Source organism: Pseudomonas donghuensis (assembly GCF_000696345.2).
Lineage (GTDB): Bacteria > Pseudomonadota > Gammaproteobacteria > Pseudomonadales > Pseudomonadaceae > Aquipseudomonas > Aquipseudomonas donghuensis.
Map to the genome: position 1 here is coordinate 5,392,593 of NZ_CP071706.1, position 23,023 is coordinate 5,415,615.

At 62.2% G+C, this 23,023-nt stretch carries 23 protein-coding genes and 1 tRNA gene; 14 read left to right on the forward strand and 10 right to left on the reverse strand.

Annotation, left to right across the window (positions count from 1 at the left end):
- Positions 1-12 precede the first annotated feature (12 nt).
- The 3 genes from BV82_RS25070 (at position 13) to BV82_RS25080 (ending at position 2,061) form a co-directional block, all read left to right on the forward strand.
- Positions 13-978, forward strand: coding sequence for an L-carnitine dehydrogenase (locus BV82_RS25070; protein WP_036995010.1), 966 nt, complete (start codon positions 13-15; stop codon positions 976-978).
- Between the two features lie 13 nt (positions 979-991).
- The gene (locus BV82_RS25075) at positions 992-1,462 is read left to right on the forward strand and encodes a thioesterase family protein (RefSeq protein WP_036995009.1); all 471 of its coding nucleotides are present in this window, start codon (positions 992-994) and stop codon (positions 1,460-1,462) included.
- Between the two features lie 344 nt (positions 1,463-1,806).
- Positions 1,807-2,061, forward strand: a complete 255-nt coding sequence (locus BV82_RS25080; RefSeq protein ID WP_026001204.1) for a hypothetical protein — start codon at positions 1,807-1,809, stop codon at positions 2,059-2,061.
- Positions 2,062-2,146: 85 nt separating this feature from the next.
- Here the strand turns inward: BV82_RS25080 and gbdR are convergent, their stop codons facing one another.
- Positions 2,147-3,250: a choline metabolism transcriptional regulator GbdR gene (gbdR, locus tag BV82_RS25085; protein ID WP_010221329.1), complete on the reverse strand. Its 1,104-nt coding sequence runs from the start codon at positions 3,248-3,250 to the stop codon at positions 2,147-2,149.
- A gap of 409 nt (positions 3,251-3,659) precedes the next feature.
- Entirely contained in the window at positions 3,660-5,036 is a 1,377-nt protein-coding gene (locus tag BV82_RS25090) for an L-serine ammonia-lyase (RefSeq protein WP_010221328.1), read from the reverse strand.
- A 448-nt stretch (positions 5,037-5,484) separates the two neighbouring features.
- Between BV82_RS25090 and BV82_RS25095 the strand changes: the two genes are divergently transcribed.
- From BV82_RS25095 to choV, 3 genes are all read left to right on the forward strand, one after another.
- Positions 5,485-6,432 (forward strand): choline ABC transporter substrate-binding protein, encoded by a 948-nt coding sequence (locus BV82_RS25095; protein ID WP_010221327.1) that lies wholly within the window; start codon positions 5,485-5,487, stop codon positions 6,430-6,432.
- Positions 6,433-6,498: 66 nt separating this feature from the next.
- Positions 6,499-7,347 carry a choline ABC transporter permease subunit gene (gene choW / locus BV82_RS25100; RefSeq protein WP_174242343.1) on the forward strand — a complete coding sequence of 283 codons (849 nt, stop codon included), beginning with the start codon at positions 6,499-6,501 and terminating at the stop codon, positions 7,345-7,347.
- On the forward strand, positions 7,344-8,522 hold the full coding sequence (gene choV, locus BV82_RS25105) for a choline ABC transporter ATP-binding protein (RefSeq protein ID WP_010221325.1): 1,179 nt from the start codon (positions 7,344-7,346) through the stop codon (positions 8,520-8,522). The genes choW and choV overlap by 4 nt, the downstream gene beginning before the upstream one ends.
- A gap of 110 nt (positions 8,523-8,632) precedes the next feature.
- Here choV and hisF read toward each other — a convergent pair whose 3' ends face one another.
- The 6 genes from hisF to BV82_RS25135 all read right to left on the reverse strand — a co-directional run bounded on the left by hisF (position 8,633) and on the right by BV82_RS25135 (position 13,674).
- Positions 8,633-9,403, reverse strand: a complete 771-nt coding sequence (hisF, locus tag BV82_RS25110; protein ID WP_010221324.1) for an imidazole glycerol phosphate synthase subunit HisF — start codon at positions 9,401-9,403, stop codon at positions 8,633-8,635.
- An 83-nt stretch (positions 9,404-9,486) separates the two neighbouring features.
- On the reverse strand, positions 9,487-10,236 hold the full coding sequence (hisA, locus tag BV82_RS25115; RefSeq protein WP_010221323.1) for a 1-(5-phosphoribosyl)-5-[(5-phosphoribosylamino)methylideneamino]imidazole-4-carboxamide isomerase: 750 nt from the start codon (positions 10,234-10,236) through the stop codon (positions 9,487-9,489).
- Between the two features lie 85 nt (positions 10,237-10,321).
- Positions 10,322-10,585 carry a DUF2164 domain-containing protein gene (locus tag BV82_RS25120; protein WP_036995008.1) on the reverse strand — a complete coding sequence of 88 codons (264 nt, stop codon included), beginning with the start codon at positions 10,583-10,585 and terminating at the stop codon, positions 10,322-10,324.
- A complete protein-coding gene (gene hisH, locus BV82_RS25125) occupies positions 10,585-11,223 on the reverse strand; it encodes an imidazole glycerol phosphate synthase subunit HisH (protein WP_010221321.1) in 639 nt (212 codons plus the stop codon). Before hisH ends, BV82_RS25120 begins: the two co-directional genes overlap by 1 nt.
- Entirely contained in the window at positions 11,223-11,816 is a 594-nt protein-coding gene (gene hisB / locus BV82_RS25130; RefSeq protein ID WP_010221320.1) for an imidazoleglycerol-phosphate dehydratase HisB, read from the reverse strand. The genes hisH and hisB overlap by 1 nt, the downstream gene beginning before the upstream one ends.
- Before the next feature lie 196 nt (positions 11,817-12,012).
- On the reverse strand, positions 12,013-13,674 hold the full coding sequence (locus BV82_RS25135; RefSeq protein ID WP_036995007.1) for an OFA family MFS transporter: 1,662 nt from the start codon (positions 13,672-13,674) through the stop codon (positions 12,013-12,015).
- Between the two features lie 339 nt (positions 13,675-14,013).
- Here BV82_RS25135 and BV82_RS25140 point away from each other — a divergent pair, with 339 nt between their 5' ends.
- The 5 genes from BV82_RS25140 to BV82_RS25160 all read left to right on the forward strand — a co-directional run bounded on the left by BV82_RS25140 (position 14,014) and on the right by BV82_RS25160 (position 18,280).
- Complete coding sequence (locus tag BV82_RS25140) at positions 14,014-16,257, forward strand: AsmA family protein (protein WP_036995006.1); 2,244 nt, start codon at positions 14,014-14,016, stop codon at positions 16,255-16,257.
- A complete protein-coding gene (gene mutY, locus BV82_RS25145; protein WP_010221317.1) occupies positions 16,254-17,321 on the forward strand; it encodes an A/G-specific adenine glycosylase in 1,068 nt (355 codons plus the stop codon). Before BV82_RS25140 ends, mutY begins: the two co-directional genes overlap by 4 nt.
- The gene (locus tag BV82_RS25150) at positions 17,318-17,590 is read left to right on the forward strand and encodes an oxidative damage protection protein (protein WP_010221316.1); all 273 of its coding nucleotides are present in this window, start codon (positions 17,318-17,320) and stop codon (positions 17,588-17,590) included. The genes mutY and BV82_RS25150 overlap by 4 nt, the downstream gene beginning before the upstream one ends.
- A gap of 91 nt (positions 17,591-17,681) precedes the next feature.
- Positions 17,682-17,757, forward strand: a tRNA-Phe gene (locus tag BV82_RS25155).
- Between the two features lie 118 nt (positions 17,758-17,875).
- A complete protein-coding gene (locus BV82_RS25160) occupies positions 17,876-18,280 on the forward strand; it encodes a hypothetical protein (RefSeq protein WP_010221315.1) in 405 nt (134 codons plus the stop codon).
- Here the strand turns inward: BV82_RS25160 and BV82_RS25165 are convergent.
- The gene (locus BV82_RS25165) at positions 18,277-18,810 is read right to left on the reverse strand and encodes a TetR/AcrR family transcriptional regulator (RefSeq protein ID WP_036995005.1); all 534 of its coding nucleotides are present in this window, start codon (positions 18,808-18,810) and stop codon (positions 18,277-18,279) included. The genes BV82_RS25160 and BV82_RS25165 overlap by 4 nt on opposite strands.
- Positions 18,811-18,918: 108 nt before the next feature.
- Here BV82_RS25165 and BV82_RS25170 point away from each other — a divergent pair, with 108 nt between their 5' ends.
- The 3 genes from BV82_RS25170 (at position 18,919) to BV82_RS25180 (ending at position 21,079) form a co-directional block, all read left to right on the forward strand.
- Positions 18,919-19,407 carry an HPP family protein gene (locus tag BV82_RS25170; RefSeq protein WP_036995004.1) on the forward strand — a complete coding sequence of 163 codons (489 nt, stop codon included), beginning with the start codon at positions 18,919-18,921 and terminating at the stop codon, positions 19,405-19,407.
- A gap of 99 nt (positions 19,408-19,506) precedes the next feature.
- Positions 19,507-20,550, forward strand: a complete 1,044-nt coding sequence (ppk2, locus tag BV82_RS25175; protein ID WP_036995002.1) for a polyphosphate kinase 2 — start codon at positions 19,507-19,509, stop codon at positions 20,548-20,550.
- Between the two features lie 91 nt (positions 20,551-20,641).
- On the forward strand, positions 20,642-21,079 hold the full coding sequence (locus tag BV82_RS25180; RefSeq protein ID WP_010221311.1) for a hypothetical protein: 438 nt from the start codon (positions 20,642-20,644) through the stop codon (positions 21,077-21,079).
- Between the two features lie 186 nt (positions 21,080-21,265).
- On the opposite strand, the gene gabP is transcribed toward BV82_RS25180, so the two are convergent.
- A complete protein-coding gene (gene gabP, locus BV82_RS25185) occupies positions 21,266-22,660 on the reverse strand; it encodes a GABA permease (protein ID WP_010221308.1) in 1,395 nt (464 codons plus the stop codon).
- Positions 22,661-23,023: the final 363 nt, after the last annotated feature.

Consider the following 23,023-nt stretch of genomic DNA (forward strand, 5'->3'; position numbering starts at 1 on the left):
CTGGAGAAACCGATGAGCTTTATCACCGAAATCAAAACCTTTGCAGCTTTGGGCAGCGGCGTGATCGGCAGCGGCTGGGTAGCCCGCGCCCTGGCCCACGGCCTTGACGTAGTGGCCTGGGACCCGGCACCTGGCGCCGAAGCAGCCTTGCGCAAACGCATCGCCAATGCCTGGCCCGCCCTGGAAAAACAAGGCCTGGCGCCCGGCGCATCACCGGACCGTCTGCGCGTTGTGGCGACCATCGAGGAATGCGTGCGCAATGCCGATTTCATCCAGGAAAGCGCCCCCGAGCGCCTGGACCTCAAGCTTGATCTGCACCGCAGAATCAGCGCCGCGGCCAAGCCCGATGCATTGATCGGCTCCAGCACGTCGGGGCTGTTGCCCAGCGAGTTCTACGAGTCCTCGACCCACCCCGAGCGCTGCGTGGTCGGCCACCCGTTCAACCCGGTATACCTGCTGCCGCTGGTGGAGATCGTCGGCAGCAACAAGACCGCGCCCGAGGCCATCGAAGCGGCAAAAATCGTCTACACCCAGCTGGGCATGCGCCCGCTGCATGTGCGCAAGGAAGTACCCGGTTTTATCGCCGACCGCCTGCTCGAAGCGCTCTGGCGCGAGGCGCTGCACCTGGTCAACGACGGCGTGGCAACCACCGGTGAAATCGACGATGCCATTCGTTTCGGTGCGGGTTTGCGCTGGTCGTTCATGGGCACCTTCCTCACCTATACCCTGGCCGGTGGCGATGCTGGCATGCGCCACTTCATGGCCCAGTTCGGCCCGGCGCTGCAACTGCCCTGGACCTACCTGCCAGCCCCGGAGCTGACCGACGGCTTGATCGACGCCGTGGTCGAGGGTACCGGCGAACAACTGGGCGAACGCAGCATCAGCTCGCTGGAGCGCTATCGTGATGATTGCCTGCTGGCCGTGCTGGATGCGGTAAAAACCACCAAGGCCAAGCACGGCATGGCCTTCAGCGACTGACCGGAGTGCAGCGATGCCCGCATTGATCACCTACCAAACCCCGGTCCTGGCGGACTGGGTCGACTACAACGGGCACCTGCGCGATGCCTTCTACCTGCTGATCTTCAGCTATGCCACCGATGCCTTCATGGACTGCATCGGCCTTGACAGCGACAACCGCAGCGCCAGCGGCAATTCGCTGTTCACCCTGGAGTGCCACCTGAACTACCTGCACGAGGTGAAGCTCGGCACCCAGGTGTGGGTACAAACCCAGGTCATCGGTTTTGACTGCAAGCGCCTGCAGCTGTATCACAGCCTGCATCGCGAAGGGTTTGACCAGGCGTTGGCGGCCAGCGAACAGATGCTCCTGCATGTGGACCTGGCAGGGCCAAGGTCGGCGCCATTCGCGCCCGGGGTGGTGGAGCGCTTGCAAGGGATCGTGAATGAGCAGGCGGACCTGCCGGCGGCCGAGTTTGTTGGCCGGGTGATCGGGTTGCCAAAGTAACCGCCCTATCGCTGGCAAGCCAGCTCCCACAGAAGCGGCGGTGATCCCTGTGGGAGCTGGCTTGCCAGCGATGAATCCAGCACCGATCCAAAGGCAAAAAATAACCCCGGCAAGCCGTGAAGCAACCGGGGCCAAGAGCGAGCATGAACATGCTTCAAGCGGAGGGTGACCAAACCTTCCTTTGCTGTGCATGACCTCAGTGTGCAGCCTCCCTTCCCCGTCGATTTGCCCGAAAACGACCTGGGCTTAGGTAAAGCGGCCATTGCGGCATTCTGTCCTTGCCGCCCTGCGGTGCTGCCCACAGAATCGACTGACGATCACACCTGCAAACAAGGACAACAACCATGATGCATGCGGATTTGATTGATCAAGACGACCTGCTGGGCCAACTGCGCGCCCTGGGTTTCGAGATGCCGAGCGGGGCCAGCGCCGAACAGGCCTGCGAGTATGCGGTGCGCGGTTTGAGTGAGCCGCGGGCCAAAGCCTTGAAGGGTATGGTCGAGCAGATGTACACCGGCAATGCGACCATTCTGCCGGCCGTGCGCCAGGCGATCGAAAAGCAGTTGTTGCCGGCGTTGGCCGAATTTCAGAATCGTTAACAGCATCGCGGGTCAAGCCCGCTCCCACAGAGATCACCTAACTCCTGTGGGAGCGGGCTTGACCCGCGATTGATTCACCTCGGAATCAGAGCCTCACACTGGCAAACGTCGACTCATTGCGCGCCTGGCTCAACGCCGACATCGGCCCGGCCAGCGGCGACAGCACCAGCGCCTGCGGGATCGGCATCATCGCCACCTGCTGGGCGGTGTTGGAGCCCACGCGCTCGTCACGCGGCGGAATGCCGAAGTACTCGCGGTAGCACTTGGAGAAATGCGGCGTCGAGACAAAGCCGCACACCGACGCCACTTCGATGATCGACATCGGCGTTTGCTTGAGCAATTGCCGGGCGCGGATCAGGCGCAGTTTCAGGTAGTAGCGCGACGGCGAGCAGTGCAGGTACTTCTGGAACAGGCGCTCAAGCTGGCGACGTGACACCGACACATAAACGGCCAGTTCATCCAGGTCGATCGGCTCTTCCAGGTTGGCTTCCATCAGCGCGACGATTTCCTGCAGCTTCGGCTGGTTGGTGCCGAGCATGTGCTTGAGCGGCACGCGCTGGTGATCCTGCTCGTTGCGGATGCGCTCGTAGACGAACATCTCGGAGATCGCCGCCGACAGCTCGCGACCATGATCACGGCTGATCAGGTGCAGCATCATGTCCAGCGGCGCGGTGCCGCCAGAGCTAGTGAAACGGTTACGGTCGAGGGTAAACAGGCGAGTGCTCATGCTCACCCGCGGAAAGGCCTCCTGCATCGCCGCCAGGCATTCCCAGTGCACGCTGCAATCGAAGCCATCGAGCAGGCCGGCACAGGCCAGCGCCCAGCTGCCGGTGCACACCGCACCAAGGCGGCGGGACTGACGCGCCTGGCTCTGCAGCCAGGTGACGTGCTCACGGGTCACGGTGCGCTGGATGCCAATGCCGCCGCAGACAATCACGGTGTCCATGGCCGGCGCCTGGTGCATGGCCGCATCGGGGGTGATCTGCAAGCCGTCGCTGGCCCAGACCTGACCGCCATCCACGCTCAGGGTGCTCCAGCGGTACAGCTCGCGGCCGGACAGCTGGTTGGCCATACGCAGTGGCTCAACAGCGGAAGCCAGGGAAATCAGCGTGAAATTGTCCAACAGCAAAAAGCCGATGGATTGAGGTGTGCGGTTCTGGGTTGGGGTCCCGGAGTTGTACGACGTCATCGCGGTATCTCCTCACACAATGCAGGTTGCGCCTCAGGCAGGCACGGGCTTTTTTTGTCACGGCCCCAATTCGGATGCAGGGGCTTTGCCAATCACAACGCAAATGCCATGCCTGAAATTGAATGGCCATTCAATAAAACCCAAAAACGACGTCGCGCAGCGTCTATTCAGCCCTTGTTCCCAGGCGTGGTAATAAACGCAAACGAGCGTCCTAGTGCTGGTCTGTAGGACGTGTGAGCAATTCGGTAGCACTTGTGTGAAGGATGCCCAGAAACGACATGGGCAACTGTCACCCAAGGCGCCAGGCGCCGGGGTAACAGCCGGTGACCCGGGGAGGGATCGGCCAGCGCGCCAAAAGGCAGCGCGCAGGCCAAACGTGAACGAAAACGGCGCAGGCCGCCGCAACGCTTCAACATTCGATAGCGCTGACCGCCAGGCCGCCGCGCGAGGTTTCCTTGTACTTGTCGTGCATGTCGGCGCCGGTATCGCGCATGGTGCGGATCACCCGGTCCAGGGAGATAAAGTGCTCGCCGTCGCCGCGCAACGCCATCTGCGCCGCATTGATCGCCTTGACCGCAGCAATTGCATTGCGCTCGATGCACGGCACCTGCACCAGCCCGCCAACCGGGTCGCAGGTCAGCCCCAGGTTATGCTCCAGGCCAATCTCGGCAGCGTTTTCCAGTTGCGCCGGGGTGGCGCCAAGCACTTCCGCAAGGCCGGCAGCGGCCATGGCGCAGGCCGAACCGACTTCACCCTGGCAACCGACTTCGGCACCGGAGATCGAAGCGTTCTTCTTGCACAGGATGCCCACTGCTGCTGCACCGAGGAAGAAGTCGACGACATTGGCTTCACTGACTTCGTCGCTGAAGCGCATGTAGTAGTGCAGCACCGCCGGAATGATCCCTGCCGCGCCATTGGTCGGCGCCGTCACCATGCGCCCGCCCGCAGCGTTCTCTTCGTTGACCGCCAGGGCATACAGGTTGACCCACTCCATGGCGCTCAGGGTCGAGCCGATCACGTTGGGCTTGTTCAGCTCCTGCAGGCTGCGGTGCAGCTTGGCGGCCCGACGCTTCACATTCAGCCCGCCGGGCAGGATACCTTCGTACTTGAGACCGTTTTCGACGCAGTCCTGCATGGCGTGCCACAGCTTCAAAAGCCCGGCGCGAATCTCAGCTTCGCTGCGCCATACCTTCTCGTTTTCCATCATCAATTGCGACACGCGCAGGTCGTTTTTCTTGCACAGTTCAAGCAGCTCCACAGCGCTGTCGAAATCGTACGGCAATACGGTGTTGTCAGCGTCAAGGACGCCGCTTGCAGCCTGGGCTGCATCGACCACGAAGCCGCCCCCCACCGAGTAATAGGTATCACGGTGCAGCTCGCCCGCAGCACCTTCGGCGATCAGGGTCATGGCGTTGGGATGGTACGGCAGGTTCTCGTCGAGCAGCCGCATGTCGCGGGCCCAGACGAAACCGACTTCGAGCCGGCCGTCGAGCAGCAAGGTGTCTGTTTCGCGCAGTGCGGCGATGCGCGGGGCGATCTGCGCTGGGTCAATGGCGTCTGGCCATTCGCCCATCAGGCCCATGATCACCGCGTTGTCGCTGCCATGGCCGATACCGGTGGCCGACAGCGAACCGTAGAGGCGCACTTCGATGCGCCGCACCTGCTCCAACTCACCGCGCAGGCTTAGGCCCTGGACGAACAACGCCGCGGCGCGCATGGGCCCGACGGTATGGGAACTGGATGGGCCAACGCCGATCTTGAACAGGTCGAACACACTGATGGCCATGCCACCTACCTCCTGAATGTGCAGCCCCACAGCCCAAGCCAAGGGCGCCGCAACTGCTACGCTAAATAGGCGGCAATCCGCCGATTCCGCGCATCATCAGGCTTTTGCCAGGACCTCTGACGTCTGCAACCGACGCGCTCTTGCCCAGCAACGCCGCCAGCTGTCAGCCGCGCTTGTGCGCCGTTTTTTTGCGGTGCAGAGGTAGCGAAACTGCGTTTACAGGGCGAGATAAATCTGTAAACGACCTCATCGGCACTGGATGCGACCCTGTCTGTACTGGATACGACGCACCCTGTAGGCGTTTGATTTTGGCTGTTAGATGATCGGTATCGACTCGATTGCACGGCAGCCGTCCCGCTATCGCCCGATAGTCAGGCCCGACCGAATGCAAACCATAAAGCACGGCGGTCCCGTGGGACATCCGAAAAAAAACCCAGGAGTCCATCGAATGAAAGGTTCACCCTCGCTATTGCTGGCCGCAGTGCTGAGTCTGCCGGTGCTGGCCCAGGCCGCCGAGCCCGAGCAGTGTCACACCGTCAACTTCTCCGATGTCGGCTGGACCGACATCACTGTGACCACCGCGGTCACCAGCGTCGTGCTCCAGTCGCTGGGCTACAAGACCAAGACCACGATGATTTCGGTACCGGTGACCTACAAGTCGCTGGCCGATGGCAAGAACATGGACGTGTTCCTCGGCAACTGGATGCCGACCATGGAAAACGACATCAAGCAGTACCGCGATGCCGGCACCGTGGAAACCGTACGGGCCAACCTTGAGAACGCCAAGTACACCCTCGCCGTGCCCCAGGCGCTGTATGACAAGGGCCTGAAAAGCTTCGCCGACATTGCCAAGTTCAAGAAGGAGCTGGACGGCAAGATCTACGGCATCGAGCCGGGCAACGACGGCAACCGCACCATCCAGAGCATGATCGACAAGAACGCCTTCGGCCTCAAGGACGCCGGCTTCAAGGTGGTCGAGTCCAGCGAGGCCGGCATGCTCTCACAAGTGGAGCGTGCCCAGCGCCGCGACACCGCCGTGGTGTTCCTGGGCTGGGAACCGCACCCGATGAACACCCGCTTCAAGATGAAGTACCTGGACGGCGGCGATGACTTCTTCGGCCCCGAATACGGCAAGGCCACCGTCCTCACCAACACCCGCAAGGGCTATGTGCAGGAATGCAGCAACGTCGGCCAGTTGCTGAAGAACCTGTCCTTTACCCTCGACATGGAAAGCACCCTGATGGGCAACGTCCTGGACGACAAGATGAAACCCGACGCTGCAGCCAAGGCCTGGCTGAAGAAGAACCCGCAGGTGCTCGACACCTGGCTGGCCGGGGTTACCACTGTTGACGGCAAGCCTGGCCTGGAGGCAGCCAAAGCCAAACTCACGCAGTAAGCACTGCCTGCGGCGGGCTGGCCCCGCCGCAGGCTGTCTTCAAACTTTTGCAGGTGGACGCTCGCTATCATGCTGATCGATGAAAAACTCCCTCTGGGCCAGTACATCGCAGGCTTCGTTGAATGGTTGACGCAACACGGCGCCAACTACTTCGATGCCTTCGCGGCAGCACTGGAATACATGATTCATGGTGTAACCGGGGCGCTGACCTGGTTCAATCCCTTCGTCCTGATCGGCCTGATTGCAGTGATCGCGCACTTGATCCAGCGCAAATGGGCGCTGACCGCATTCTGCGTACTGTCATTCCTGCTGATCCTCAACCTTGGCTACTGGCAGGAAACCATGGAGACCCTGGCCCAGGTGCTGTTCGCCACCCTGGTCTGCGTGGCCATCGGCGTGCCACTGGGTATCCTCGCCGCACACAAGCCGATGTTCTACACCGCCATGCGCCCGGTCCTCGACCTGATGCAGACGGTACCTACCTTCGTTTACCTGATCCCGACCCTGACCCTGTTCGGGCTTGGCGTGGTCCCCGGGCTGATCTCGACGGTGGTGTTCGCCATCGCCGCACCGATCCGCCTGACCTACCTGGGTATCTGTGACGTGCCCCAGGAACTGCTCGATGCCGGCAAGGCCTTTGGCTGCTCGCGCCGCCAGCTGCTGTCGCGCATCGAACTGCCTCACGCCATGCCGAGCATTGCCGCCGGCGTCACCCAATGCATCATGCTGTCGCTGTCGATGGTGGTGATTGCCGCGCTGGTGGGTGCCGATGGCCTGGGCAAACCTGTGGTCAACGCATTGAACACTGCCGATATCGCTCTGGGCTTCGAAGCGGGTCTGGCGATCGTGTTGCTGGCGATCATGCTCGACCGTATCTGCAAACAACCCGACGTACCGGTAAGGAGTGAAGCATGAGCATTATTCGCTTCGAAGACGTAGACGTTATCTTCTCCAGCCGACCGCGCGAGGCCCTGAGCCTGCTCGACCAGGGCCTTTCGCGCGAACAGATCCTGAAGCAGACCGGCCTGGTGGTCGGGGTCGAGAAAGCCAACCTGGACATCAACAAGGGCGAGATCTGCGTATTGATGGGCCTGTCCGGTTCGGGCAAGTCGAGCCTGCTGCGCTGCATCAACGGCCTCAATACCGTCAGCCGCGGCAAGCTGTTCGTCGAGCACGAAGGCTCGCATATCGACATTGCCCACTGCACCCCGGCGGAACTGAAGATGATGCGCACCAAGCGCATCGCCATGGTGTTCCAGAAGTTCGCCCTGATGCCCTGGCTGACGGTGCGCGAGAACATCAGCTTCGGCCTGGAAATGCAGGGCCGCCCGGAGAAGGAACGGCGCAAGCTGGTCGACGAAAAACTCGAGCTGGTGGGCCTGACCCAATGGCGCAACAAGAAGCCCGATGAGCTCTCCGGTGGCATGCAGCAGCGGGTCGGCCTGGCCCGGGCGTTGGCCATGGATGCCGACATCCTGCTGATGGACGAGCCCTTCTCGGCCCTCGACCCACTGATCCGCCAGGGCCTGCAGGACGAGTTGCTGGAACTGCAGCACAAGCTGAACAAGACCATCGTCTTCGTCAGCCACGATCTGGACGAGGCGCTCAAGCTCGGCAGCCGCATTGCGATCATGAAAGACGGCAAGATCATCCAGTACAGCAAGCCGGAGGAAATCGTCCTCAACCCGGCCGACGACTATGTGCGCACCTTCGTCGCCCACACCAACCCGCTCAACGTGCTGTGCGGCCGCAGCCTGATGCGCACCCTGGACAAGTGCAAGCGCATCAATGGCTCGGTATGCCTGGACCCGGGTGGCGACTCCTGGCTGGACCTGGCCGAAGGCAACACCATCAAGGGGGCGCGCCAGGGGGCCAACGGCATGGACCTGCAGAACTGGGCACCGGGTGAAGCAGTCGAGGGCCTTGGCCGCAAGCCGACCCTGGTCAGCGCCAGCATCGGCATGCGCGAAGCCCTGCAGATCCGTTACCAGACCGGCAACAAGCTGGTGCTTCAGGAAGGGAACAAAGTGGTGGGTATTCTTGGCGACAGCGAGCTGTACCACGCGCTGCTGGGCAAGAACCTGGGCTGAAAGCTATCGCAGGGCACTTGTGGGAGCTGGCGTTGCCAGCGATGCAGACAACGCGGTGCAGAGGAGACCGCGCTGATAGCATCGCCGGCAACGCCGGCTCCCACAAAGCCTCAGCGAACGACGATCCCCTGCTTGGCCATGAACGCCTTGGCCTCTGGCACCGTGTACTCACCGAAGTGGAAGATGCTCGCCGCCAGCACCGCGCTGGCATGCCCCTCGATAATCCCGTCGGCCAGGTGCTGCAGGTTGCCCACACCACCGGACGCAATCACCGGAATACCCAGGGCATCGCTGATCGCCCGGGTTACCCCCAGGTCGAAGCCGTTCTTCATGCCGTCCTGGTCCATGCTGGTCAGGAGGATTTCGCCGGCACCCAGGCCTTCCATCTTCTTCGCCCACTCCACCGCGTCCAGGCCGGTCGGCTTGCGTCCGCCATGGGTGAAGATTTCCCAGCGCGGGGTTTCGCCCGGGCCGGAGACTTTCTTGGCGTCGATGGCGACCACGATGCACTGCGAACCGAAGTGCGCGGCGGCTTCGCCAACGAACTCCGGGTTGAACACCGCGGCGGTGTTGATCGAGACCTTGTCGGCACCGGCGTTGAGCAGGTTGCGGATGTCCTGCACGGTGCGCACGCCACCGCCCACGGTCAGCGGGATGAACACCTGGCTGGCCATGCGCTCGACGGTATGCAGGGTAGTGTCGCGGCCATCGACGCTGGCGGTGATGTCGAGAAAGGTAATCTCGTCAGCGCCCTGTTCATCGTAACGCCGGGCGATTTCCACCGGATCACCGGCATCGCGGATGTTCTCGAACTTGACGCCCTTGACCACCCGGCCGTTGTCGACGTCGAGGCAGGGAATTATGCGTTTGGCTAAAGCCATAGGTAGTCCTCGAGTTGCAAGCTTCAAGCTTCAAGCTGCAAGAAAGAGCGACTCGGTCGCGCTTTTAACTTGCAGCTTGCAGCTTACGACTTGGAGCTAGCCGAATAGGCGTCACAGAAGGCTTGTGCCTCGGCGACATCCAGGGTGCCTTCGTAAATGGCGCGGCCGGTGATCGCACCGATGATGCCCGGCGCCTTGGCGTCAAGCAGGGCCTTGATGTCACCGAGGTTGTGGATACCGCCGGAGGCGATTACCGGGATCTTGGTGGCCGCGGCCAGGGCTGCGGTGAACGGCACGTTGCAGCCCTGCATCATGCCGTCTTTGGCGATGTCGGTGTAGACGATGGCCGAGACGCCGTCGGCTTCGAAACGCTTGGCCAGGTCGATGACCTGCACCGAGCTGACTTCAGCCCAGCCGTCGGTGGCGACGAAGCCGTCTTTGGCATCCAGGCCCACGATCACTTTGCCCGGGAAGGCGCGGCAGGCTTCGGCAACGAACTCTGGCTCCTTGACCGCTTTGGTACCGATGATCACGTAGCTGACGCCGGCCTTGACGTAGTGCTCGATGGTTTCCAGCGAACGGATGCCGCCACCGATCTGGATCGGCAGGGTCGGGTAGCGCTTGGCAATCGCGGTAACTACTTCGCCGTTGACCGGCTGGCCTTCGAAGGCGCCATTGAGGTCAACCAGATGCAGGCGGCGGCAGCCCCCTTCAACCCATTTGGCGGCCATGCTCACCGGGTCGTCGGAGAATACCGTGGAGTCTTCCATGCGGCCCTGGCGCAGGCGTACGCAAGCACCGTCCTTGAGATCGATAGCGGGGATAATCAGCATGCTTTTTTCCTTCGTAAAAAAGAGCTGCAAGCTGCTAGCTACAAGCTGCAAGCATGCGCGTCTGTTCTCTTGCAGCTTGTCGCTTTCAGCTGCCTTTCTCTAGCGACCAGAGGTCGCTCTCGATACTCTCGAACCGTTCCTTGAGGTGGTTCTGCACATCGAAAATCGCCCTGTTGTAGTAGTGCGGGGCAATCTCTTTGGTGAACAGCTCCAGGACCTCGGCCACCTCGAACGACCCCAGCTGCAGCTCGAAACGGTCTTCGAGAAAGCGCTTGAGGGTATCGAGCGCTTCGCGTTCCTGTTCCGGTGCCAGCGTGAGGATCGGCGGCTTGGCCCTGGACTTGCCCATTACCAGCGCCCGTCCCAGGCAGCGAAGTTCTGCAGCAGCTGCAAGCCATGGGTATGGCTCTTCTCCGGGTGGAACTGCACGGCAAAGCGCGAGCCTTCGGCCAGCGCTGCGGCAAAGTCGACGCCGTAGTGACCGCTACCCACCACCTGACCCGGCTTGCCGGCGGTGATGTAGTAGCTGTGCACGAAGTAGAAGCGCGCACGGTCGGGGATGTTGTGCCACAGCGGGTGGTCGATGCTCTGGACGACTTCGTTCCAGCCCATGTGTGGCACCTTCAGGTGCTCGCCGTCTTCGTGCAGGTCTTTGCCGAAGAAACGCACATTGCCCGGGAACAGGCCGATGCAGTCGACGCCGTCGTTCTCTTCGCTGTGATCGAGCAAGGCTTGCATGCCAACGCAGATGCCGAGGAACGGACGGTCCTGGCTGACTTCACGCACCAGGCTGTCGAAGCCCAGACGGCGGATTTCAGCCATGCAGTCGCGGATCGCGCCAACACCCGGGAACACCACGCGGTCGGCTTCGCGAATCACGTCGGCGTCGCTGGTGATCAGGACCTTGCCGGCGCCTACGTGCTCGAGGGCCTTGGCCACCGAGTGCAGGTTACCCATGCCATAGTCGATAACGGCAACCGTCTGCATTACAGGCAACCCTTGGTCGATGGCATCTGCCCGGCCATGCGCTCATCCAGTTCGATGGCCATGCGCAGCGCGCGGCCGAAGGCCTTGAACACGGTCTCGATCTGGTGGTGGGTGTTGTGCCCACGCAGGTTGTCGATGTGCAGGGTGACGTTGGCGTGGTTGACGAAGCCCTGGAAGAACTCCTGGAACAGGTCGACATCGAAGCCACCGACCGACGCGCGGGTATACGGTACGTGCATCTGCAGGCCCGGGCGCCCGGAAAAGTCGATGACCACCCGCGACAGCGCTTCGTCCAGCGGCACGTAGGCATGGCCGTAGCGGCGGATGCCCTTCTTGTCGCCGATGGCCTGGCTGAAAGCCTGGCCCAGGGTGATACCGACGTCTTCGACGGTATGGTGATCGTCGATATGCAGGTCGCCCTTGCATTCGATATCGAGGTCGATCAGCCCATGCCGGGCGATCTGGTCGAGCATATGTTCAAGGAAAGGCACACCGATATCGAATCGGGCCTTGCCGCTGCCATCCAGGTTGATCGAGGCCTTGATCTGGGTCTCCAGAGTATTGCGCTCGACGGAAGCCTTACGTTCGACCATCACCAGCTCCGCAAAATCATTGGGCGAAAAAGGTGATCATTATAGGCCCAGAAGCGCCCGGCTTGAAACGCAGATGACGCGCGGCAGGGAATTTAGTCGGGCCGCTGTGCGCCCCATCGCTGGCAAAGCCAGCTCCCACAATGATCGGTGAACCCTGTGGGAGCCGGTCTTGCCGGCGATGGTCTGCGCAGCAGACCTAGTTGAACAACACCGCCGTCTTCTGCAGCGTCACCCAGATCCCCCAGGCCAGCGGCACCCCGACCACCAACCAGGCCGCCAGCACCAGCGGCGTGCTGGCCGGATCCGCCTGCCACTCCAGCACGCGCTCGCTGACGCTGCCCTGGTCATGGCTCAAGGCCCGTTCGGCGGCGAGCTCGGTATCGGTCATGAAGTACTTGTCGGCCACCGGCCGTACCAGCCCATTGCAGATAAAGCCCAGCACCAGCAACCCGGCAAGGATGTACAGGGTAATGTCATAGGCCGCCGCCCGCGGCACGCCCAGCTCCAGCTGATATTCGCGCAGGTAGGTGATCAGCACCGGGCCCAGCACCCCGGCTGCGGCCCAGGCGGTCAGCAGGCGGCCGTGAATGGCGCCGACCATCTGCGTGCCGAACAGGTCAGCCAGGTACGCCGGCACCGTGGCAAAGCCACCGCCATACATCGACAAGATGATGCAGAACGCCGCCACGAACAGGGCGATGTTGCCCAGGTGGCCCATGTTCGGCACCAGCGCATACAACGCCACGCCCAGGGCGAAGAAAGCGAAATAGGTGTTCTTGCGCCCGATGTAGTCGGAGAACGACGCCCAGAAGAAGCGCCCGCCGATGTTGAACAGGCTGAGCAAGCCGGTAAAGCCGGCGGCAATCGCGGCGATCTGGCCCAGTTGCGCGGCGGTGAGCTGGCTGAAGCTGAGGTCACTGCCCAGCAGCTTGCCGGCAAAGACTTCCTGCAACAGCGGCGAGGCCATGCCGAGAATACCGATACCCGCCGACACGTTCAGGCACAAAACCAGCCAGATCAGCACAAACTGCGGGGTTTTCCACGCCACGCTGACATGTACATGGCGATGGGTGATCATCGCGTTGTTGGCCTTTTTCAGCGGTGCGCTCCAGCCTTCAGGCTTCCAGCCGGTGGGCGGCACGCGATAGGCCAGGGCGCCGCCGAGCATGAACACGAAGTAGATCCCCGCCATCACCACGAAGCTCTGCCAGACGCCGACGTCTTCAGGGGTGGCGAAGTGATTCATCAGCGCTGCCGCCAGCGGCGCACCGACCATGGCACCACCGCCAAAGCCCATGATCGCCATGCCGGTGGCCATGCCGCGTTTGTCCGGGAACCACTTGATCAGGGTCGAGACCGGCGAAATGTAGCCAAGCCCCAGGCCAATACCGCCGATCACCCCGGAGCCCAGCCACATCAGCCACAGTTGGTGGGTATAGACGCCGAAGGCAGAAATCAGCAGGCCGCCGCACCAGCACAGGGTCGATACAACGCCGGCCTTGCGCGGCCCGGCGTGCTCCAGCCAGCCACCCCAGATGGCCGCCGAACAGCCGAGGAAGACAAAGAACAGCGTGTAGATCCAGCTGAGCATCGAGATCGGCCAGTCACACTCGGTGGTGAACATACGCAGTAGAAAGTGGGTCTGCTCCGAGCACACGACCGGCGCATTGATACCGATGGCCTGCGACAGCGGCAACCAGAACACCGAAAACCCGTAGGCCATGCCAATGCACAGATGAATGGCCAGCGCCGCTGGCGGGACCAGCCAGCGGTTGAAACCCGGGCGGGCAATGATCCGCTCCTTGGACAGGAAACCGGGCGCGCTGGCGATGGCTCCGGCCGTGATGCTGCTGCTCATTGTTGTACTCCCCTCGTAGGTATGAAGCGCTCACGGCCCTCGACCTTGGCCCTGAGGCAACTGGTCGTTTTTTGTTGGCGAACGGCCCTTTTACGCGACAAAAAGCCGCAGCAGGGCCCAAGAGCGGCGAGAGAGTAGCATTTGCGCTGGGCGCTGAGCGCAAACTGATACCGTCGTGAGTTCAACAACTGATCCCCCCGGCAAGGAACTGTCCTACCCCCTGTTGTCGAATCCGACACCTTTGCAGGACTAAACCTTCGCCCCATATCACCCAGTGGTGATAACCGCAGCGCTATACTCTGCGGCTGAATTTAGAAATCGGACTACAAGGACTCGCCCATGAAAGCGTTCGGCAAAATCCTGGGGCTGGTGCTTCTCGGGTTGTTGCTGATCATTGTGGCTCTGGGCTTCGCCCTGACCCACCTCTTCGATCCCAACGACTACAAAGACGAGATTCGCCAGCTGGCACGCGACAAGGCCCACGTCGAGCTGACGCTCAATGGCGATATCGGCTGGAGCCTGTTCCCCTGGCTGGGGCTGGAGCTGCATGAGGCCAGCATCGCCACCCTGAACAACCCGAAAGTGCCGTTTGCCGACCTGCAGATGCTCGGTCTGTCGGTACGCGTGCTGCCCTTGCTGCGTCGTGAAGTGCAGATGAGCGACGTGCGCGTCGAAGGCCTGAACCTGACGCTCAGCCGCGATGAACACGGCCACGGCAACTGGGAAGACATCGGCAAGCCATTGCCCGCCGCTACCCCGGCACCGGCCGATGGCAGCAGCGCCCCTGCCGAGGCACCCGCGCAAGCCAGCACCGACAGCGCCAGCGAGCGCCTGGTCAAGCTCGATATCGACAGCCTGACCGTCAACAACGCCCGCGTGCAGTACAACGACGCCCGCAGCGGCCAGAGTTTCGCTGCCGAAAGCATCCAGCTGAGCACTGGCGCCGTGCATGAAGGGGTGAACATCCCGCTGAAGATGACCGCGTTCCTCAGCGCCGGCCAGCCAGTCGTCAAGGCGCGCACCGAGCTGAACGGCGAGCTGCGCTTCGACCGCCGGCTCAAGCGCTACCAGTTCGAAGACATGAAGCTCAGCGGCGAAGCCTCGGGCGAGCCGCTGCAAGGCAAAACCATGACCTTCGCAGCCCAAGGCCAGTTGCTGGTTGATCTGGCGGCCAACGTCGCCGAATGGAACGGCCTCAAGCTCTCGGCCAACCAGTTGCGTGCCCTTGGCGAACTGAACCTGCGCGACCTCGATAAAACCCCGCAACTGAGCGGCGGCCTGTCGATTGCCCAGTTCGACCTGCGCAACTTCCTCGACAGCATCGGCCACCCGCTGCCGGCTTCGGCCGACGCCAGCACCCTGGGCAAGGTCGAGCTGGTCACCCGCTTGCAAGGCACGCCGAACAGCCTGGCCCTGGAAGACCTGGCAATCAAGCTCGACGACAGCACCTTTACCGGCCGCCTGGCCGTCGAGGACGTCGCCAAGCAGGCCCTGCGCGTGCAGCTCAAGGCCGACAAGTTCGACGCCGACCGTTACCTGCTGGCCAAGAGCGATGTGGCCAAAGGCGCCAAGGCCGCGCGCCAGGCTGAAGTGCAGAGCAAAGAAGCCAGCGCCCTGGCCGGTGCCGGCACCACGCCGCTGCCAGATGCGCCCACCCAGGTGGCCTGGAGCAACGACAAGCTGCTGCCGGTCGATCGCCTGCGCCAGCTCGACCTGCAAGCCGAGCTGACCTTCGGCCAACTGACCCTGGACAAACTGCCGATCGAAAACGCCAACCTCAAGGCCCAGGGCCAGGGTGGCCTGATCACGCTGGAAACCCTGCGTGGCGGCCTGTACAACGGCGACTTCGAAAGCAAAGGCACCCTCGACGTGCGCCCGGCAGTGCCGCAGATCGGCCTCAACACCCGCATCAACCGGGTCCCGGTCGAGCACTTCATCAAGAGCGAAACCGCCACCCCACCGGTCAAGGGCCTGCTGACCCTGAACAGCGACCTGACCGCCACAGGCAACAGCCAGAAAGCCCTGGTCGACACCCTCAACGGCAATGCCAGCTTCGTCATCAACGACGGCGTCCTGGTCAACGCCAACCTCGAGCAGCAGCTGTGCCAGGCCATTGCCACCCTCAACCGCAAGACCTTGAGCGGCGAACCACGCGGCAAGGACACCCCGTTCCAGGAGCTCAAGGGCAGCCTGGTAATGCGTAACGGCGTAGCCAGCAACCCTGACCTCAAGGCACGGATTCCCGGCCTGACCGTCAACGGCCAGGGCGACCTCGACCTGCGCGTGCTGGGCATGGACTACCGCATTGGCGTGATTGTCGAAGGCGACAAGCGCGACATGCCCGACCCGGCCTGCCAGGTCGGCGAGCGCTATGTCGGCCTGGAACTGCCGCTGCGCTGCCGTGGCCCACTGGAACTGGGCGCCAAGGCCTGCCGCCTGGATAAAGACGGCCTGGGCAAAGTCGCGGCCAAGCTTGCCGGCGACAAAGTCAGCGAAAAGCTCAGCGAGAAGATCGACGAGAAGCTCGGTGACAAGGTCAGCCCGGAGCTCAAAGACGCGCTCAAGGGGTTGTTCAAGCGATGAGCCCAGAGCAGTTTTCCAGCGCCGTGCTGGATTGGTACGACCGTAACGGCCGCCACGACCTGCCCTGGCAACAGGGCATCACCCCGTATCGGGTATGGGTCTCGGAGATCATGTTGCAGCAGACCCAGGTGAGCACCGTGCTCAACTACTTCGGCCGTTTCATGGAGGCCCTGCCCACGGTCCAGGCCCTGGCCGAGGCCCCCGAGGACGAAGTGCTGCACCTGTGGACCGGCCTGGGCTACTACACCCGGGCGCGCAACCTGCAAAAAACCGCAAAAATCGTCGTCGAGCAGTACGGCGGCGAATTTCCCCGCGATGTCGAGAAGCTCACCGACCTGCCGGGCATTGGCCTGTCCACGGCCGGCGCCATTGCCAGCATCAGCATGGGCCTGCGTGCGCCGATCCTCGACGGCAACGTCAAGCGCGTGCTGGCCCGTTACACCGCGCAAGAGGGTTACCCGGGCGAGCCGAAGGTGGCCAAGGCATTGTGGGCCAACGCCGAGCGCTATACCCCGCACAGCCGGGTAAATCACTACACCCAGGCAATGATGGACCTCGGCGCCACCCTGTGCACCCGCAGCAAGCCCAGTTGCTTGCTCTGCCCGCTCAAGGTTGGCTGCGAGGCGCACATGCTCGGCCAGGAAATCCGCTACCCCGTGCCCAAGCCGCGCAAGGAGCTGCCGCAAAAGCGTACGCTGATGCCGCTGCTGGCCAACCACGAAGGCGCCATCCTGCTTTACCGGCGCCCGTCCAGCGGCCTCTGGGGCGGGCTGTGGAGCCTGCCGGAGCTGGACAACATCGAACAAATCGAAGATCTGGCCGACCAGCACGGCCTGAGCCTGGCCGGCAGCCAGGCGCTGGACGGCCTGACCCACACCTTCAGCCATTTCCAACTGGCCATCGAGCCGTGGCTGGTGCGCGTCGACGCCGCCACCGACCACGTGGCCGAGGCCGACTGGCTCTGGTATAACCTCGCCACCCCGCCGCGCCTGGGCCTTGCCGCCCCGGTGAAAAAACTGCTTAAACGCGCGGCCGACGTATTGCTTACAGGAGAGTCGCGATGACCCGCACCGTAATGTGCCGCAAGTACAACGAAGAACTGCCAGGCCTTGAGCGTCCACCCTACCCGGGCGCCAAGGGCCAGGACATCTTTGATCACATTTCGCAGAAGGCCTGGGCCGACTGGCAAAAAGAGCAGACCATGCTGATCAACGAGAAGCGCCTGAACATGATGAACGCCGAGGACCGTAAATTCCTCCAGGGCGAGATGGACAAGTTCTTCTCCGGCCAGGATTACGAGAAGGCCGAAGGCTACGTTCCACCTAGCGAATAACCCCGGAAAATCGTAAGCGACGGAATTAATTTAAAAAATTTTCAAAAAGTCGTTGACGTAAATCCGAAAAACCCTTTTAATGCGCCCCGTTGCCCAGATAGCTCAGTCGGTAGAGCAGGGGATTGAAAATCCCCGTGTCGGCGGTTCGATTCCGTCTCTGGGCACCACTAATACCGAAAAGCCCCAAGCGAAGTGATTCCTTGGGGCTTTTTTCATGCCTGCGATTTATCAGCGAACGCAGGCTTTCTCGCGCACGGAAATGCCGCGAGCTCATCGGAGCCAGGGATGAAATCGATCGCCGTTGTCGTCGCCATACTTCTGAGCCTGACCGGCTGTGTCGGCGCCACCGTCGTGTTGCCGGAAAAACAAACCTACCCCAGCGCGGCCCATCGCATCCTGCGCCTGAAGAACATCACCCCAGTGATCAGCAAATCAGAGAAATCCGACGTCACCCGCGAATGGTGCGGCGTCACACTCTGGGCAGTGGTCCTGCCGATACCCTTGCAATTGCCGGTGTGCAAGACCTACAGCGAAGTGGCCTACGGCCCCGACATCGATGGCGACCAGGTCGTCCTGTTCAACGCCAGACAGACCATCAGCTCGCCGATGTACGCGTGCGGCCCGTTGATGATCCTCGCGCCGATAATCCATGGTTACGAAGGCAACCAGATCTGCGGGATGTTGCGCTAGGCCAGCGCAGCCACCATCCCGCGCGCCGCTTCGAACAGTGGCGCCTGCGGCCCGCTGACCTGGGACGCAACGATCAACCCCTCGCCCATCAGAAACAGCTGCTGCGCCGCCAGCGGCTTGCACCCCGCCGCCTGGCAAGCCCGCTCAAGCGTCGCCATGACCTTGTGCTTGTGCAGCCTGGCCAGCTCATGGGGCGGCTCAAGCGGCTCGGCATACTCGGCTGACGCGTTGATGAAGGCACAGCCGTGGAAGCCTTCAGAGCGCGCCCAGGCTTCAATGAAGTCGATATAGGCCAGTGGCCGCGCTTTTGCCTCTACGGCCGTCAGAGCGCTTTCCAGGCGCGCCATGAATTCCTGGTCACGCCGCTGCAGCGCCGCTTCGATCAACAGTTCCTTGCTGGGGAAATGCCGGTACATGGTTTTCTTGGTTACCCCGGCTTCCTGGCTCAGTTGCTCGACCCCGGTGCCGTGGTAACCCTGACGGTAGAACAACTGCAGGGCCGACTCGGCGATTTTCTCGGACGTACTCATGCCACACCTTCGATCTGGACAGTTGCCAACAGTGTATACCGATCGGTTGACTTGCAGGTAAACCGATCGGTATCCTCGGCACAAATCGCCCACCCGGAGACTGTACCCATGCCGCTCAAATCCAAGGCGCCTGCCGCCCCTTCCCTGCACTTCAGCCTGTTGTCACTGATTGGCGCGGCCCTGGCGATCGGCGCCACCGGCTGGCTCAGCCAGGTGTCCGGCGCCTTGTGGCTGATGGCACCGTTTGGCGCCAGCTGCGTGCTGGCCTTCGGCATGCCCGACTCGCCGCTGGCACAGCCGCGCAACATCATCGGCGGGCATGTGATTGCCACCCTGGTGGGCCTGGCAGTACTGCATACCCTGGGTGACAGTTGGTGGAGCGCAGCCCTGGCCGTCGGCCTGGCGCTGGCCGCCATGCAGCAAACCCGCACCCTGCACGCACCTGCCGGGGCCAACCCGCTGGTGGTGATCGCCAGCCATGCACCGCTGAGCTTCGTGGTGACCCCGGTGCTTGCTGGCTCGCTGGTGATCGTCGCCGTGGCCTGGTGCCTGAACAATGCGCGCCAGGCCAACAGCTACCCGAAATACTGGTACTGATGGCGCTATGCCAAGGGCTGTTGACCACCGTCAATATGCCCTTGGCAGACAACCGTAAGATGCCTTGAGGACATTCGAAAGAACCAACAGGCCTCCATAATGAGCGAAGAATCCACTGCCCTGCCCCTGCCCTCGCCCGCCGCCGAAACACCTGCAGGCACCAGCCCAAGCCCGACGCACAAAGCTGCCAGCACTCGTCCACGCCGTCCGCGCACCCCGCGCAAGCCTGCCGCAAGCGCCGCTGGCGAAGCGCAGATCAGCGCCATCAGCCAGCAACCGGCAGCCCTGAAGGTTGCCTCGGCACCGCGCGGCTCCAACGAAGACAGCGCCTTGGCCAAATTGCCGGCCAGCTACCCATACCGCAACCGCATGCGCCGCGCCGAGTACGAAAAGGCCAAGCATGAGCTGCAGATCGAACTGCTCAAGGTGCAAAGCTGGGTCAAGGAAACCGGCCAGCGCATCGTCGTGCTGTTCGAAGGCCGTGACGCCGCCGGCAAGGGCGGCACTATCAAGCGCTTCATGGAGCACCTGAACCCGCGTGGCGCGCGAATCGTCGCCCTGGAGAAGCCTTCCGAGCAGGAGAAAGGCCAGTGGTACTTCCAGCGCTACGTCCAGCACCTGCCCACGGCGGGTGAAATGGTCTTCTTCGACCGCTCCTGGTACAACCGTGCCGGGGTCGAGCGGGTCATGGACTTCTGCTCGCCGCTGCAATACCTGGAGTTCATGCGCCAGGCGCCGGAGCTCGAACGCATGCTGTGCAACAGCGGCATCCTGCTGTTCAAGTACTGGTTCTCGGTGAACCGTGAAGAGCAGCTGCGCCGCTTCATCTCGCGCCGTGACGACCCGCTCAAGCACTGGAAGCTGTCACCGATCGACATCAAGTCGCAGGACAAGTGGGACGAATACACCGCCGCCAAGGAAGCGATGTTCTTCCACACCGACACCGCCGACGCACCGTGGACGGTGATCAAGTCCGACGACAAGAAGCGCGCGCGGATCAACTGCATCCGCCACTTCCTGCACTCGCTGGATTACCCCGGCAAGGACCTGAGCGTCGCCCACCAGCCTGACCCACTGCTGGTAGACCGCGCCGCGCGCGTGCTGGAAGAGGAAGACCGCGGCGAGCTGGCCCAGCCGGCCTGATCTCGGCCCAGGCCGTCGGCTGTACTTGGGTTTCCCGGCCAACTGCGATTCAATACGCAGAATTTTTCCGGTTCAGCACAAGGGTTCACCGATGGCCTCCAGCAGCAAACAACAGAAACGCGCCAAACGCGCCGCCAACAAGGCCCGCGAGAACCGCATGGTGCGTAGCGGCCAGGCGGTCAAGAGCTCGGGCGAAAGCTCCAGCGCCAGCGTCGAGCAGGTGTTCAACAAGGCCATGGAATCGGGCAGCTACAGCGCCCTGTTCGACAAGATGAAGCAAGCCCAGGACAACGGCCTGGTTGCGCTGATCTCGGTATTCCTGGTCGACCCGCTGCTGGCCCTGGTACTCAAGGGTCACAAGGAAGAACACGCCACCGACTACATCGTCATGGTCTTCAGCGCCTACCGCAAATGGCTGGACGGCGCCGACGAAGCCACGACCATGGCCTGGCTCGAGAGCGATGAGTTCCAGGACGCCTACATTGCAGCTTCCGAAGCAGTGTCCAAGCAGCAGAAGAAGTTTGGCTGACAGCTTGCGTGGCTCCTGATCCCCTCAATGGCGTGCAGCCCATCGCCGGCAAGACCGGCTCCCACCACAGTCCCTGTGGGAGCTGGCTTGCCAGCGATGAGGCATGGACACCGCACCACTTCCTGCTGAAACAAAAAGGCCGCAATCCTCACAGATCGCGGCCTTTGTCATTTCACCCGCAGCACATCAGTTGTTCAGCACCGCCCGCCCGGCCGCCTCGGCCTTGCGCTTGCGCGCCACCAGCAGCCCTGCGGCTACCACGGCGATGGACAGCAAACCGGTGGCAACGATTTCAATGCGATGATCCGGACGGATCAGCATCACGGTCAGAATGCCGACGATAAAGGCGATGGTCGCCCAGGTCAGCCCCGGGAACAGCCACATTTTGAAGGCAATCTTCTCACCGCGCTGCATACGCTGACGGCGCATGCGCAGTTGCGACACGGCAATCACCAGGTACACCAGCAAGGCAATGGCGCCGGAGCTTGCCAGCAGGAACTCGAACACCTGGGCAGGCGCCAGGTAGTTGGCGATCACCGTGAGGAACGCCGCCGCAGTCGACAGCACCACCGCCACATACGGGGTACCGCTGGAAGTGGTGCGCTGGGCCATGGCCGGGGCATCACCACGCTTGCTCAGGGAGAAGAGCATGCGCGAGGAGGTATACAGCGCCGAGTTCAGGCAGCTGGTCACCGCGATCAACACGACGATGTCGACGATCAGCTTGGCATTGGGGATGCCCATCAGGTTGAGCACGGTCTGGTACGAACCGACTTCGGCCAGTTCGCTATTGGTCCACGGCACCAGGGCCACGACCACGAAGATCGACACGAGGTAGAACAGGAAGATCCGCCAGATCACCGAGTTGGTGGCCTTGGTGATCTGCTTGCCCGGGTCTTTCGACTCGGCGGCGGCGATGGTGACGATCTCGGTACCCATGAACGAGAACATGGTAGTCAGCATCGCAGCCAGCACCGCGCCCATGCCGTTGGGCATGAAGCCCTGGGTGTCGAACAGATGGCTGACGCCGCTGACCTGGCTATTGGGCAGCAGACCGAAGATCGCGGCCACGCCAAGAATGATGAAACCGATGATCGCCACCACCTTGAGCAGGGCGAACCAGAACTCGAATTCACCGTAGTTCTTCACACTGAACAGGTTGGTCGCGGTCAGCAGCAAGGTGATGACCAGGGTGAACACCCAGATGCCGATATCGGGGAACCAGGCATGCAGGATGGTCGCGGCGGCGTTGGCCTCCAGCGGGATCACCAGCACCCAGAACCACCAGTACAGCCAGCCGATGGTAAAACCGGCCCAGTGGCCGATGGCCTTGTCGGCGTAAGTCGAAAACGAACCGGTGTCTGGCGAGGCGACGGCCATTTCCGCCAGCATGCGCATGACCAGCACCACCAGGGTCCCGGCGGCGGCATAGGCGAGCAAAACCGCAGGGCCGGCCTCGGCGATGGCGTGGCCGGAGCCAACGAACAGGCCGGCACCGATGACACCGGCAATCGACAGCATGGTCACATGCCGTTGTTTGAGCCCCTGAGCGAGGTCGTTGGAATTGTGCGTACCGCTCATAAAACTACCTTTGCAAGAAATGGCGTTTTGATCCTGCTACCGAGTCGCGCCCTTCAAAAAGAGTGCTACTTCCTGTTGCCGATCGATAAGGCAATAAGCGCGCCATTCCGATGACCGTTCGTTCGAAAATTCTCACATCCCCGTTTAACAAGGCTTACAGGCCTTTCGGCCAAGACTTGACCGAAAGCCCCTGATAAATCGACGGAATGGGCCAATTACTGAAATACCCACTTACAAATGCCTCAGGTGCACCACAAACCGTCACCGGTAACACCTCATGCACTTCCTACGAGCAAAAAGGCGCAACCCTCAGGTACAACCAGAACCGTAGATAAAGGCCCGAACCTGTGCACAAGGTCAGAA